We start from the raw sequence: 14,544 nt of genomic DNA, 5'->3' as shown, positions 1-14,544 counted from the left end.
AATGTGAACGCCCACGCCTCATGACCGGGTCCGCGTCCGATTCCGCCAAGCCGGCGTCCCGTCGGCGCAACGCCGCCCCGCCCCGCGAGACGATGCTCGCCGCGGCCATGGCGAGCATCGCCGAGCACGGGCTGGAGCGGCTGACCATGGCCGGACTCGGCCGTGAGGTGGGGATGAGCAGCGGGCACCTCCTCTACTACTTCCGCAGCAAGGACGAGCTGCTCCTCCAGACGCTCGAATGGAGCGAGGAGCAGCTCGGCATGGACCGCAGGGCCGCCCTCGCCCGGCAGGTCCCGGTCCGCGAGCGCCTCGACGCGTACGTCGATTTGTACGTGCCGTCGGGGCCCCGCGATCCGCACTGGGCGCTGTGGCTCGAACTATGGAACCGTTCGCACGCCGTCGACGAGGAGGCCCGCGCCCGCCTCCTCGACATCGAGCTGTCCTGGCACCGGGACCTGGTGGCCCTGCTCGTCGAGGGCGCCTCGCGCGGCGAACTGCGCACGGTGGCCGACGCCGACCGCTTCGCGACCCGGATACGGGCGCTGCTCGACGGCTTCAGCACGCATGTGGCGATGGGGCTGCCGGGCTCGGAGCGGTCCCAGGTCCTCGCCCAGATCGGCGAGTTCCTCGACGAAACGCTCCGCTGAACACACCACCTCACTGAACACACGGCTCCACCGACCACGCCGCTCACGTGGACCCGCCCGCCCGCATGGTGAGACGGGGGTACCACGCCGGGGGAGACATGCGAGACTGCCCCCGTGTTCTCGTTCGCCATGATTATGGGCAACAGGCGCGCCGGTCCCCAGTGACCGCCCCGTACCACCCCGTACGGCGCGGCCACCGTGCCCCAGACCCGCGCGCAGACCTCTCGCACCCGCGAGGGGTTTTTTCGTTTCCCGGCCCCATCACGGCCGGGGCGAGGCGCGCGCGACAACGGGGGCAAGTGGAGCCAGTCCTTCCACTCGACAGGAGTCCAGACAGTCATGACCACCTCAGGCCCCGACGACAGTTTCCACGTCTTCGACACCACGCTGCGCGACGGCGCCCAGCGCGAAGGCATCAACCTGACGGTCGCCGACAAGCTGACCATCGCCCGGCACCTGGACGACTTCGGCGTGGGCTTCATCGAGGGCGGCTGGCCCGGCGCCAACCCGCGCGACACCGAGTTCTTCGCCCGCGCCAAGACCGAGATCACCTTCAGGAACGCGCAGCTCGTGGCCTTCGGCGCGACCCGCCGTCCCGGTGCCAGGGCCGAGGACGACCCGCAGGTCACGGCCCTCCTGGACTCGGGCGCCCCCGTCGTCACCCTGGTGGCCAAGTCCCACGACCGTCACGTCGAACTCGCCCTGCGCACCACGCTCGACGAGAACATCGCGATGGTCCGCGACACCGTCTCGCACCTCCGTGCCCAGGGCCGCCGCGTCTTCGTCGACTGCGAGCACTTCTTCGACGGTTACCGCGCCAACCCCGAGTACGCCAAGTCGGTCGTACGGGCGGCCTCGGAGGCCGGCGCCGACGTCGTCATCCTCTGCGACACCAACGGCGGCATGCTCCCCGCCCAGATCCAGGCCGTCGTCGCCACCGTCCTCGCCGACACCGGCGCGCGCCTGGGCATCCACGCCCAGGACGACACGGGCTGCGCCGTCGCCAACACCCTCGCCGCCGTCGACGCGGGCGCCACCCACGTGCAGTGCACCGCCAACGGCTACGGCGAGCGCGTCGGCAACGCCAACCTCTTCCCGGTGGTCGCGGCCCTGGAGCTGAAGTACGGCAAGCAGGTGCTCCCGCCCGGCGCGCTCGCCGAGATGACCCGCATCTCGCACGCCATCGCCGAGGTCGTCAACCTCACGCCCTCCACCCACCAGCCGTACGTCGGTGTCTCCGCCTTCGCGCACAAGGCGGGCCTGCACGCCTCCGCCATCAAGGTCGACCCCGACCTCTACCAGCACATCGACCCGGGCCTGGTCGGCAACCGCATCCGGATGCTCGTCTCCGACATGGCGGGCCGCGCCTCCATCGAGCTCAAGGGCAAGGAGCTCGGCGTCGACCTGGGCGGCGACCGCGAACTGGTCGGCCGCGTCGTGGCGCGTGTCAAGGAGCGCGAGCTCAAGGGCTACACGTACGAAGCGGCCGACGCCTCCTTCGAGCTCCTCCTGCGCGAGGAGGCCGGGGGCCACGCCGTCAGCTACTTCCGTACGGAGTCGTGGCGGGCCATCGTCGAGGACCGCCCCGACGGCATCCACGCCAACGAGGCCACGGTGAAGCTGTGGGCCAAGGGCGAGCGCATCGTCGCCACGGCGGAGGGCAACGGCCCGGTCAATGCCCTCGACCGCGCCCTGCGCGTCGGCCTGGAGCGCATCTACCCGCAGCTCGCCAAGCTGGAGCTGGTCGACTACAAGGTCCGCATCCTGGAAGGCAAGCACGGCACGGAGTCCACGACCCGCGTGCTGATCACCACGGGCGACGGCGAGGGCGACTGGTCCACGGTCGGCGTCGGCGAGAACGTGATCGCGGCGTCCTGGCAGGCCCTGGAGGACGCGTACACGTACGGCCTCCTGAAGGCGGGCGTCGAGCCCGCGGAGTAGAACCGGGGCGAGCAGGGGAACGAAGCTGCGGGTGGCTCCCCCGGGAGCCACCCGCAGCCAGAACACATCTATCTTAAAATCCACCTATTCGGGTAGATTTTAAGCATGAGGACACGACTGTTCTCCACCTTGTCCGGGCTGCTGCTCTCACTGGCGGCCGCCGTACTCGCCGTGGCGCCGGGCGCGCAGGCCGCCACGGGACTGGACACCGTGGCGGATTCGCTGCGCGCGTCGCCCGTATACGTCGATCCGCGCGCCCGTGACCAGCTGCCGCCCCGTGAGGCCGAGGCGCTGGAGGAGAAGATCCTCGACGCCGGAAAGCCGGTCTTCGTCGCCGTACTTCCGCAGAGCGCGGAGTTCCCCGAGGACGGTCTGCTGGCCGACCTGCGGACCCAGACCGGGATCACCGGGGTCTACGCCGTCAGGCTCGGCGACGCCTTCGACGCGGGCGCCGACCGCGCCGTGATGTCGCGCCAGGCGGTCGCCAACCTCACGGCCTCCGTCGAGCCGGCGGGCGGCATCGACGCCGTCACCCAGCTGAACACCTTCGTCGACGACGCCGTCGAACAGGCCAGGGGCGGCGTCCCCGACACCTGGGAAGGCGCCCAGGGGCCGTCGTCCGTCGTCGGGCTCGTGACGTTCGGCCTGGTGCTCGCCGCCGGCTGCGCCGGTGTGCTGCTGCTGTCGCGGCGCAACCGCCAGCGGCGTACGGCGCAGGAGCGGGCCGCGCTGGAGAAGGTGCGCGTGGTGGTCGACGAGGACATCACCGCGTTCGGCGAGGAGCTCGACCGCCTCGACTTCCACCCCGCCGAACCGGGCGCCGACGACGCGATGCGCGCCGACTACGAACGCGCCCTGGACGCGTACGAGAAGGCCAAGTCGGTCATGGCGAAGGCGACGAGGGCCGACGACGTCCGCGGCGTCACCGAGGCGCTGGAGGACGGCCGCTTCGCGCTCGCCGTGCTCGCCGCTCGCCGCGAGGGCAGGCCGCTTCCCGAACGCCGCCCGCCCTGCTTCTTCGACCCGCGCCACGGCCCCTCCACGGCCGACGCCGACTGGGCCCCGGCCGGTGGCGTCGCGCGCAGGGTGCCGGTCTGCGCGGCGGACGCGGCCCGGCTGGCCGAGGGCCAGGACCCGATGTCGCGCATGGTCGACACGGCGGACGGCCGCCGCCCGTACTGGGAGGCGGGACCGGTGTACACCCCGTGGATAGGCGGCTACTACGGCGGCGGCCTCCTGCCCGGCCTGCTGATGGGCACGATGCTCGGCTCGATGCTCTCCACCCCCGCCTACGCCGACCCGGGCTTCGGCGGTTACGAGGGGGGCGACTTCTCGGGCGGCGACTTCAACGCCGGTGACTTCGGCGGTGGTGGTGACTTCGGCGGTGGTGGCGACTTCGGCGGCGGCGGTTTCTGACGGCGGCGGCCCTTGACGGTGCTCAGCGGTTTCTGAACGGTACTCGGTGACCGCTGACGCATCGTGACCGCGCCCGGAAGCGGACGCCGGAGGAGGCCCGGCCTCACCCGGCATCGGTTGCCGCGCACCACTGCGGCGGCGCCCCCGGGTACGGGGGAACCGCCGCGAGCGGGGCGGGGTGAGAATGCGGCCGGACAGCGGCTTCGCCGTGCAGGCCGGTGCGCGGTCGGCCGCCGGTGTGTTTCCCGTGGGCGCGAAGGGCCGTGGGCGCAAAGGCCGGAAAGAGCGAAGGGCCAGGGACCAGAAGGAGCGAAGGAGAAGGGCCTGAACACATGCAGTCCCCGGTAGTCCGTCCCGTTGCCGTGAGCTTCAGCCGTCGCTGAGAACTCCGACACCCGGGAGGATCTGCCGGGGGCCTGGCCAGAGCCTGCGAGTGGGTCGTCACGCAAGTCGACGAACGTCTCCGTCGACCGTGCGGCTCGCTCCGGTTTTCTGGTGTATTAAGGATTTTCCTCCTGTTTTCGCACGAGTCAAGAGGTTGCCCGTACTTCCTGACGGCCGGGTCAGGACTGCGGGGCCGCGTTCTTGATCGCGGAGATGTCGAAGGTCAGCTTGACCTTGTCGCTGACCATCACGCCGCCCGTCTCAAGCGCCGCGTTCCAGGTCAGGTTCCAGTCGGAGCGCAGGATCTCCGCGCCGCCCTCGAAGCCGACGCGCTCGTTGCCGTACACGTCCGTCGCGGAGCCGTTGAACTCCAGGTCGATGGCGAGCGGCCTGGTGACGTCCTTGATGGTCAGGTCGCCGACGATCCGGTAGGCGTCACCGCCGAGCTGCTGCGCCGACGTGGAGCGGAAGGACATGAGGGGGAACCGCTCCGCGTCGAAGAAGTCGGCGCTGCGCAGGTGGCCGTCGCGGTCGTCGATGCCGGTGTCGATGCCGGCGATCCTGACGTCGATCGACGCGGTGGACCGGGAGGGGTCGGAGCCGTTCAGGCTCAGCGTGCCCTCGTGGTCGGCGAAGCTGCCGCGGACGTTGGTCACCATGGCGTGGCGGACCGTGAAGCCGATGCTGCTGTGCGCCGGGTCGATGGTGTACTCGCCGGTCAGGGCGGCCAGGGCCGGGTCCACCGCGAGGGTGGCGGTGGCCGCGGACGCGGCCGGGGCGGGGGTGGTATTCCTGCGGTTGAACAGAGCCATGGCTCCTCCTCGGGTGATGTGCGATCCGGTTGTTTAACCTTCAACGAGTTTGACTGTAACCCCATGTCGTTCAACTTTCAACATCTGGGAGTGAGGCCCTCTGGCGGACGCGCGTAGAACTCGGGCACCATCTCCTTGCTCCACCTGCACAGCTGTCCCGTACGGCCCCAGGTCCACCACGGTCACCAGCAGGAGGAAAACCCGTGAGAATCCGCTCCGTCCTCAGCACCTTCGCCCTCGTGCTCGGCGCGTTCTTCGCGCCCGGCTTCGGCGTCGTCAGCGGCGCGACCGACGCACACGCCGTCACCAAGATCAGCCACTCCACCGCGACCTCGATGTTCCGCTCGTCCGGGATCACCTGGTCGTCGTCCGGCGGCTGCTCGGACCGCAACAACCCGACCTGTACGTCGTTCGAGCAGCTCAACCTCGCGTCCGCGAAGGGCGCGCAGACCCTCAAGAGCGCCAGCGGCTGCGCGCTCAACATCACCGGCGGCACCGAGACCGGGCACGCCGGCGGCACGTACTCCCACTGGAACGGCTACAAGCTCGACTACGCCAAGTACACGTGCGTCGGGAACTACATCAAGAACACCTTCACCTACATCGGTGTCCGCGGTGACGGGGCCCCGCAGTGGAAGTCCGGGTCCGGGAACATCTACGCCGACGAGGGCAACCACTGGGACGTGACGTACTACAACTGCGGCGGCTGCTGAGCCACTTGGACTTCCGGGCAGCGGTTCTTGGACTGCCGCTGCCCGGAGCGTTCCACTCCGTTGACGCTGCCGAGGCCGCGGGGCTACTCAGTCCTCATGCCCCTCATGCCACGAAGACTCAGAGCGGCGTGCGCTCTCGCAGCCACCTCGTCCGCCGTACTCGCCCTGGCCGGACCCGCCCCCACGGCGTCGGCCGTAGTCCCCGCCGACACCGCCCCGGCCGCCGGCATCGTCATCGGCTCCGCGCAGCTCTCGGTCGCCGTGGCCAAGGACTTCCCGCGGGTCCTCTCCTACACGGACCGGGCGGGCGGCGCCCGGCTCCTCGGCAGTACGCGGCCGGTCACCGACGTCACGCTCGACGGCAGGGCGTACGCCGTCGAGGTCAAGGGCGGCGAGCCGGCCGCCGACGCCGACAGCGCCGCGTACACCCTCGTCTTCCCCGCACTGGCGGGCGTCGAGATCGACGCGGAGCTGTCCGTCACCGGGCGGGCCACGACGTTCGAGGTGACGGCGGTGCGGGACACCGAGGCGTTCCGCGTCGGGACCCTCGACATCCCCGGGCACGACCTCGTGTCGGTCGGTTCCACGGACACCGGCGCCGAGACCGCCTTCACCCGGCTCGACCCCGACTCGACGAGGACCGCCGACGTCTTCGCCAAGGTGACGGACGGGGCGACGGCCGACGCCGCGCCCGTCGGGGCCTCGTACGCCATCGTCAACACGGACGCGCTCGCCGCGGCCGTCGAGTCGAACTCCTCGTACGACAGGCCGAGCGGCCCGACCAACGGCGACGACGCCCGCTTCTGGCACCGGGCGCGGAAGGCCGCCGACGGCAGCGTGCGCGTCGGCGTGTGGTCCGGGCAGTGGACCTACCGGGGCGCCGGCGCACCCGCCCCCGACAAGGAGCTGCCGTGGGCCAAGGTCGTCGTGACGCCCGACGCGAACGGCGACGGGAAAGTCGACTGGCAGGACGGCGCCGTCGCCTTCCGCGACATCGGGGTCAAGGCACCGGGCAGCGGGCACACGCCGGACCGCGTCGTCACGCACATCCCCTTCAACTTCGCCAGCCAGGCCACGCACCCCTTCCTCCGTACCCTCGACGACGTCAAGCGGGTGTCGCTGGCGACGGACGGCCTCGGACAGCTGGCCCTGCTCAAGGGGTACGGGTCGGAGGGGCACGACTCGGCGCACCCCGACTACGGCGGCAACTACAACAAGCGCGCCGGCGGCCTCACCGACCTCAACAAGCTGCTCAAGGCCGGCAAGAAGTGGGGCGCCACCTTCGGCGTCCACGTCAACCAGACCGAAGCGTACCCGGAGGCCAGGGCCTTCAGCGAAGCCCTGGTCGACAAGAACGCGCCCGGCTGGAACTGGCTCAACCAGAGCTATTACATCGATCAGCGCCGCGACATCAACAGCGGTGACATGGCACGCAGGTTCCAGCAGCTGCGCGACGAGACCGACCCCAACCTCAGCCTGCTCTACATCGACGTCTACTACACCCACGGCTGGATCGCCGACAAGACGATGGAACAGGTCCGGGCGCAGGGCTGGAACGTCGCCACCGAATGGGCCGACAAGTTCGAGCGCACGTCGCTCTGGTCGCACTGGGCCAACGACCTGAGCTACGGCGGAGCCACCAACAAGGGCCTCAACTCACAGATCATCCGCTTCATCCGCAACGGCGAGAAGGACGTCTGGAACGACGACCCCGTCCTCGGCCAGAGCGCCCTGGAGGACTTCGAGGGCTGGACCGGCGAGACCGACTGGAACACGTTCTCCGCCAACATCTGGCAGAAGAACCTGCCCGCCAAGTTCCTCCAGCACCACGACATCCAGCGCTGGGACAAGGCCGGGAACACCGTCGACTTCAGCGGCGGCGTGCGCGGCACCGTCGAGAACGGCAGGCGGACGTTCACGGTCGGCGGCGCGAAGGTCCTCGACGGGGACAGGTACCTGCTGCCGTGGCGGGGCAAGAAGCTCTACCACTACAACAAGCAGGGTGGCGCCAGCACCTGGGAGCTGCCGGAGAAGTACCGGAAGACCGGCGCCTTCACCGTCCACCGGCTCACCGACAACGGCCGGACCGAGACCGAGACGATCCGCGCGGACGACGGCAAGGTGACGCTCGACGCCGCTGCGGGGCAGGCGTACGTCCTCTACCCGCAGGGCCGCACGCCCCAGGCGCGTGACGCCGCCTGGGGCGAGGGCACCGGGATCGACGACCCCGGCTTCAACGACGCCGGGCTCGACGGCTGGAAGAAGACGGGCACCGTCGAACGCGACACCGACAGCCAGGGGCGCAACAGCGCGGAGCTGAGCGGTACGGGCACGGCCGCCGTGGAGCAGCGCGTCGTCGGTCTCAGCCCCGGCGCGCGCTACACCGCGTCCGCCTGGCTGGAGGTCGAGCCGGGCGAGGAGCGGCGTACGACCCTCTCCGCGGGCGGCGAGCAGACCGTGATCGAGCGGTCCACCGCCAAGGAGCGGACCGCCGCCAACGACTGGCACGGTACGTACTTCCAGCGCGCCAAGGTCAACTTCACCGCGCCCGCGGACGGCGCCACGGTCGTCCGGGTCGAGGCGGCGAACAGCGGTACGGCGAAGGGCGGTGCGGCGAGGGTCCGCATCGACGACGTGAGACTCGTCGCGAACGCGCCCGCGACGAAGCCGGGCACGCTCGTGCACGACGACTTCGAGGCCGTCGACCAGGGCTGGGGCCCCTTCTTCAAGGGTGACGCGGGCGGTGACACCGACCCTCGCACCCATGTCGCGCAGAAGCACGCCCCGTACACCCAGGCCGGCTGGAACAAGAAGCGCATCGACGACGTGGTGAGCGGCTCGGAGTCCCTCAAGTCCCACGACGAGAACACCGGCCTCGTCTACCGGACCGGACCCGGCACCGTCCCGCTGAAGGAGGGGCGCAGCTACCGGGTCGAGTTCGACTACCAGTCGAGCCACGCGGACGCGTACGAGTGGGTGACCGGGTACGACCGGATCGGCGCCGACGGCGTACCGGCCTCGGTGGAGACGCGGCGTACGCCCGTCGGGGCCGAGACCGCGACGGCCCACCTCTCCGAGACCGTCACGGCGGGCTGCGGCGACACCTGGACCGGGCTGCGCAAGAAGGCCGGCGCGCCGGACGGGGCGGACTTCGTCCTCGACGGCTTCACGGTGACCGACCTCGGGCCCGCGACGCGGAAGGCCGCCTGCGGAACGCTCTCGCTGGCATCCGCCCGGGAGGCCCTCGAACCCGGGCAGAAGAACGAGGTCGAGGCGGTCTTCACCAACTTCGGGCCGGCGCCGGCCACCGGCGTCGAGGTGGACCTGGCCCTGCCGGAGGGCTGGCGGACCGAGCCCGCGGACGCGGCCGGGTTCGCCTCGGTCGCGCCGGGCGCGAAGGCCACGGCGACCTGGCAGGTGACGCCGCCGGTGGACGCCGAGTACCGGGCGTACAGCCTCGGTGCGGAGGCGGTGTACACCGTGGGCGGCGAAACGCGGAAGCTCGGGGCGACGGCTTCCGTGCGTACGCTGCCGCCCCCGCCGACGGCCGGCGCGTACGCCAGTGACCTGGACTGGGTGTCGATGGAGAACGGCTGGGGGCCGGCCGAGCGCGACATGTCCAACGGGGAGACGGGGGCCGGGGACGGCAAGCCGCTGACGGTCGACGGCACCGTGTTCGCTAAGGGCCTCGGCACCGCGTCGCCCGGGAGGATCCGCTATTACCTGGGCGGGAAGTGCACGTCCTTCACCGCGCAGGTGGGCCAGGACGACTCCCAGGGGACGCGCGGCAGCGTGCAGTTCAGTGTCGCCGCCGACGGTACGGAGAGGGTGAAGTCGCCGGTGCTGCGGGCGGCGGACCGCGCGTGGCCGCTGACGGCCGACGTGACGGGGGCGAAGTACGTCGACCTGCTGACCGGGGACGGCGGCGACGGCCCGGGCAACGACCACGCGGACTGGGGGAACGCGCGCTTCCACTGCGCGGGCTGATCCGGCCGGCCCCCGGAGCGGGCGGGACCCCGGTCGCCGGAAGGACTCACGTCGAGCCCTTCCGGCGACCGGAGGACGGGGTCCGGAGCGGAGCCGCACAGCGCCACAGTGGAAAAGTGCCGCGCCCACGACCTCCGGCGCCCCGCCTACGGCTCCGGGTTGCCCGCCCACGCCCCTCCCGCCGCATCCACGGCCCCGGGCCCCACCCGCCTCAGGGCAAGCGCTTTCCCCCGGTGTTCGCACGCCCATTGATTGCTTCCGGAGCGCCGTGCTACACCAGCGGGCACAGGTCTGAACCACTCCAGCTCCGGAGGCCCCGTGCCGCTCCCGCCCGCCTGGTCCCGCCGTGCCTTCCTCGCCACCACCTCCGCCACCGCACTCGGCCTGGCCCTCGCCGGCCCCGGCCCCGCGCGAGCGGCGGACGGCACCGACGAGTACGAGACGCTCCGCCTGCGCTGGGCCGAGCTCTCGCTCGGCACCGGATTCGACCCGGCCGCCGAGCCGTACGCCTCGCGCCTCGCGGAGACCGGCCGTCTCGCCGCGGGTTTCCGCACCGCCATGGCCCCGGCCGGCGATTCCCTGTGGCCCGGTCACCCCTTCGACCCGCCCGCCGGCATCACCCAGAGCTACAGCCGCCTGTGGACCATGACCCAGGCCTACCTCCAGCCCGGCACCGGCCTCACCGCCGACGCCGCCCTCCTCGCCGACATCGTCAAGGGCCTCGACCACCTCTCCGCCAGGATCTACCACCCCTCCACCACCCGCTACGGCAACTGGTGGGAGTGGCAGATCGGCAGCCCCCGCCTCCTCATGGACATCGTCGCCGCCCTCCACGACGAGCTCACCGACTCCCGGCGCCAGGCCGCCTGCGCCGCCGTCGACCACTTCGTCCCCGACGCCGTACTGGAGAACTACTCCGGCACGAGCACCGGCGCCAACCGCGTCGACCTCTGCCGCTCCGTGGCCCTGCGCGGCGTCATCGGCCGCAGCCCGGCGAAGATCGCCCTCGCCCGCGACGCCCTCTCGCCCGTCTTCCCGTACGTGACCAAGGGAGACGGCCTGTACGCCGACGGCTCCTTCGTCCAGCACACCTGGGTCGCCTACTCGGGAACGTACGGACAGGTCATGCTCGACGGCCTCGGCCGCCTCTTCACCCTCCTCGCCGGCTCCACCTGGGCCGTCACCGACCCGAACCGCCAGATCATCCTCGACTCCGTCGAGAACGCCTACGCACCCCTCATCTACAACGGCCTGATGATGGACAGCGTCAACGGCCGTGCCATCAGCCGGGGTTACCTCAAGAGCGACGACCGCAAGGTCATGCGCAGCGACCACTTCCACGGCCAGGGACTCATCGCCGCCGTCCCGCTGCTCGCCGGCGGCGCGTCCGAAGCGGAACGGCGCCGCTGGACCGCCCTGGTCAAGGGCTGGATCGAGCGCGACCGTACGACGCCCCTGCTCACCGCACCCCGGTTCGGCGTCGCCGACCTCTCCCGGCTGCACGCCGTCGCCGCCTCTCCCGTGGCAGCCGCCCCCGAGCCCGTCGCGCACAAGCTCTTCGCCTCCATGGACCGGGCCGTGCACCGGCGCCCCGGCTGGGCGGCCGGCATCTCGATGGCCTCGGAGCGGATCTCGTACTACGAGTGCGGCAACGGGGAGAACCCGCGCGGCTGGCACACCGGCGCCGGAATGCTCTACTGGTGGCCGGGGGAGAGGGCCAACGACCAGTACACCGACTGGTTCTGGCCCACCGTCAACTTCTACCGCCTCCCCGGAACCACCGTGTCCACCAAGCGGCTCGCCGACCGGGCGGGCGGCGAATGGGGCGCCCCGAAGCCCGCGGTCTCATGGGTCGGCGGCACCACCGACGGCGAGTTCGCCGCCGTGGGCCAGCACCTCAAGGGCCTCGGCTCCACCCTCGAAGCCCGCACGTCGTGGTTCTGCCTGGCCGATGCGGTCGTGTGCCTCGGTGCCGGCATCACCTCCACCGACGGCGTACCCGCCGAGACGGTCGTCGACAACCGCATGCTCGGTGAAGGCGGTACGAACCCGCTCACCGTCGACACCGGCCACGCCACTCCCCGCTGGGCCCACCTCGAAGGACACGGCGGCTGGGTCTTCCCCGGCGGCGCGGACCTGAAGACCCTGCGCGAGGACCGCACCGGCTCCTGGAACGACATCAACACCACCAGCACCACCGAGCGCCGGACCCGCCGCTACCAGACCCTCTGGCTCGACCACGGCACCGACCCGGTGGACGCGTCGTACACCTACCTCCTGATGCCGGGAGCCTCCCGACGCACCGTGGCCGCCCGCTCGGCCGACCGCGACTGGCTGAAGGTGCTCGCCAACACCCGCGCCGTCCAGGCGGTGGCCGTCCGCTCCCTGGGCGTCACGGCCGCCAACTTCTGGCAGCCGGGCACGGCGGAGCGGCTGACGGCGACCGCCCCGGCGAGCGTGCTCGTACGCCGCAGGCGACGCACCGCCACGCTCGCGGTCAGCGAACCGGCGCGCACCGGTCGGCCGCTGGAGGTCGCCTGGGAGCGCCGCGGCGTCCGCGTCGTCACGAAGGACCCCGGCGTCGAAGTGCTGTCCACCGGCCGTACGCTGAGGCTCCGCATCACGCCCGGCACGGCCGGAGCGACCCACCGCTGTGAGGTGACTCTCAGCTGACGGCAGGGGGGGCCTTGTCGGACCTCCACAATCCGCGACGGCTCTCGGCTGGTGCTTAGGCCGCATGGGCGGATGGTTCTGTCCGGTGGTGACAGGAGAACGGGCCGGAGACTGTGAAGAGTCGACGGCCTGTTTTCCTTGTGCGCCTTCGTAGGGTCAGTACATGACCGTTTTGGACGAGACGCCGCGCGAGCCCACCGACGCCCGTGGCCGGGTGGCCGAGCTGCTCGCGCTGCGCGAGCAGGCCCGCCGCGGCCCCAGTGAGCGGGCGACCGAAGCCCAGCACGCCAAGGGCAAGCTGACCGCCCGTGAGCGCATCGAGCTGCTGCTCGACCCCGGCACGTTCAAGGAGGTCGAGCAGCTGCGCCGGCACCGGGCGACCGGGTTCGGCCTGGAGGCCAAGAAGCCGTACACCGACGGTGTCATCACCGGCTGGGGCACGGTCGAGGGCCGCACGGTCTTCGTCTACGCCCACGACTTCCGCATCTTCGGCGGCGCACTGGGCGAGGCCCACGCCACCAAGATCCACAAGATCATGGACATGGCCATCTCGGCCGGTGCCCCCCTGGTCTCCCTCAACGACGGTGCCGGCGCCCGCATCCAGGAGGGCGTCTCCGCCCTCGCCGGCTACGGCGGCATCTTCCAGCGCAACACCCGCGCCTCCGGGGTCATCCCGCAGATCTCGGTGATGCTCGGCCCGTGCGCGGGCGGCGCGGCGTACAGCCCCGCCCTCACCGACTTCGTCTTCATGGTCCGCGAGACCTCGCAGATGTTCATCACCGGCCCGGACGTCGTCCGCGCCGTGACCGGCGAGGAGATCACCCAGAACGGCCTCGGCGGCGCCGACGTGCACGCCGAGACCTCGGGTGTCGCGCACTTCGCGTACGACGACGAGGAGACCTGCATCGCCGAGGTCCGCTACCTGATCTCGATGCTGCCCTCCAACAACCGCGAGAACCCGCCGGCGGCCGAGTCCCAGGACCCGGCGGACCGCCGCTCCGACGTGCTCCTGGACCTGGTCCCGGCCGACGGCAACCGCCCGTACGACATGCGCAAGGTCATCGAGGAGCTCGTCGACGACGGCGACTTCCTCGAGATCCACGAGCGCTGGGCCACCAACATCCTCTGCGCGCTGGCCCGCCTCGACGGCCAGGTGGTCGGCATCGTCGCCAACCAGCCGCAGTCCCTGGCCGGTGTCCTCGACATCGAGGCCAGCGAGAAGGCCGCGCGCTTCGTGCAGATGTGCGACGCGTTCAACATCCCCATCGTCACCCTGTTGGACGTACCCGGCTTCCTCCCGGGCGTCGACCAGGAGCACGGTGGGATCATCCGCCACGGCGCGAAGCTGCTCTACGCGTACTGCAACGCCACGGTGCCCCGGATCTCCCTGATCCTGCGCAAGGCCTACGGAGGTGCGTACATCGTCATGGACTCCCAGTCCATCGGTGCCGACCTCACCTACGCCTGGCCCACCAACGAGATCGCGGTGATGGGCGCGGAGGGCGCCGCCAACGTCATCTTCCGCAAGCAGATCGCCGAGGCCGAGGACCCCGAGGCCATGCGCGCCCGCATGGTCAAGGAGTACAAGGCGGAGCTGATGCACCCGTACTACGCCGCCGAGCGCGGTCTGGTCGACGACGTCATCGACCCGGCCGAGACCCGCGAGGTGCTGATCGCCTCCCTCGCGATGCTCCGCAACAAGCACGCCGACCTGCCGTCGCGCAAGCACGGCAACCCCCGCAGTAACCCTGCGAAGAAGACGGAGAGTCCCCATGAACGAATCCTTGCTGCGCGTCGAGAAGGGCCACGCCGAGCCCGAGGAGCTGGCCGCGATCACCGCGATCCTGATGGCCCGCGCCGCGGGCCGCTCCGAAGCGGCCCCGGTCCACCACGGCCGCTCCACGGCCGGCTGGCGCCGCCTGGAGCGCACCCCGGGCTTCCGCGCCCCGCACAGCTGGCAGGGCTGAGCCC

8 protein-coding genes and 1 pseudogene are annotated in these 14,544 nt (G+C 71.2%); 8 read left to right on the top strand and 1 reads right to left on the bottom strand.

Annotated elements, in window-relative coordinates; translation table 11 throughout:
* The first annotated feature begins 20 nt into the window (after positions 1–20).
* From BN1555_RS08860 to BN1555_RS08850, 3 genes are all read left to right on the top strand, one after another.
* Positions 21–647, top strand: a complete 627-nt coding sequence (locus BN1555_RS08860; RefSeq protein ID WP_093798857.1) for a TetR/AcrR family transcriptional regulator — start codon at positions 21–23, stop codon at positions 645–647.
* Between the two features lie 339 nt (positions 648–986).
* Positions 987–2,588, top strand: a complete 1,602-nt coding sequence (gene cimA, locus BN1555_RS08855; protein WP_093798856.1) for a citramalate synthase — start codon at positions 987–989, stop codon at positions 2,586–2,588.
* A gap of 105 nt (positions 2,589–2,693) precedes the next feature.
* The gene (locus BN1555_RS08850; protein ID WP_093798855.1) at positions 2,694–4,004 is read left to right on the top strand and encodes a hypothetical protein; all 1,311 of its coding nucleotides are present in this window, start codon (positions 2,694–2,696) and stop codon (positions 4,002–4,004) included.
* Between the two features lie 563 nt (positions 4,005–4,567).
* On the opposite strand, the gene BN1555_RS08845 is transcribed toward BN1555_RS08850, so the two are convergent.
* Positions 4,568–5,200: a YceI family protein gene (locus BN1555_RS08845; RefSeq protein WP_093798854.1), complete on the bottom strand. Its 633-nt coding sequence runs from the start codon at positions 5,198–5,200 to the stop codon at positions 4,568–4,570.
* Between the two features lie 203 nt (positions 5,201–5,403).
* Between BN1555_RS08845 and BN1555_RS08840 the strand changes: the two genes are divergently transcribed.
* The 5 genes and pseudogenes from BN1555_RS08840 (at position 5,404) to BN1555_RS08820 (ending at position 14,540) form a co-directional block, all read left to right on the top strand.
* Positions 5,404–5,913: a hypothetical protein gene (locus BN1555_RS08840; RefSeq protein WP_093798853.1), complete on the top strand. Its 510-nt coding sequence runs from the start codon at positions 5,404–5,406 to the stop codon at positions 5,911–5,913.
* A gap of 105 nt (positions 5,914–6,018) precedes the next feature.
* Complete coding sequence (locus BN1555_RS08835) at positions 6,019–9,900, top strand: endo-alpha-N-acetylgalactosaminidase family protein (RefSeq protein WP_093803285.1); 3,882 nt, start codon at positions 6,019–6,021, stop codon at positions 9,898–9,900.
* A gap of 384 nt (positions 9,901–10,284) precedes the next feature.
* Positions 10,285–12,573 carry a polysaccharide lyase 8 family protein gene (locus BN1555_RS08830; protein ID WP_093803284.1) on the top strand — a complete coding sequence of 763 codons (2,289 nt, stop codon included), beginning with the start codon at positions 10,285–10,287 and terminating at the stop codon, positions 12,571–12,573.
* A 163-nt stretch (positions 12,574–12,736) separates the two neighbouring features.
* Positions 12,737–14,311, top strand: a pseudogene (locus BN1555_RS08825) (acyl-CoA carboxylase subunit beta); the annotation flags it as partial.
* 34 nt (positions 14,312–14,345) lie between these two features.
* A complete protein-coding gene (locus BN1555_RS08820; protein WP_093798852.1) occupies positions 14,346–14,540 on the top strand; it encodes an acyl-CoA carboxylase subunit epsilon in 195 nt (64 codons plus the stop codon).
* Positions 14,541–14,544: the final 4 nt, after the last annotated feature.

Origin of the sequence: Streptomyces sp. Wb2n-11 (assembly GCF_001049855.1) — a bacterium.
GTDB lineage: Bacteria > Actinomycetota > Actinomycetes > Streptomycetales > Streptomycetaceae > Streptomyces > Streptomyces altiplanensis.
This window is presented reverse-complemented; position numbering and strand designations above follow the sequence as displayed.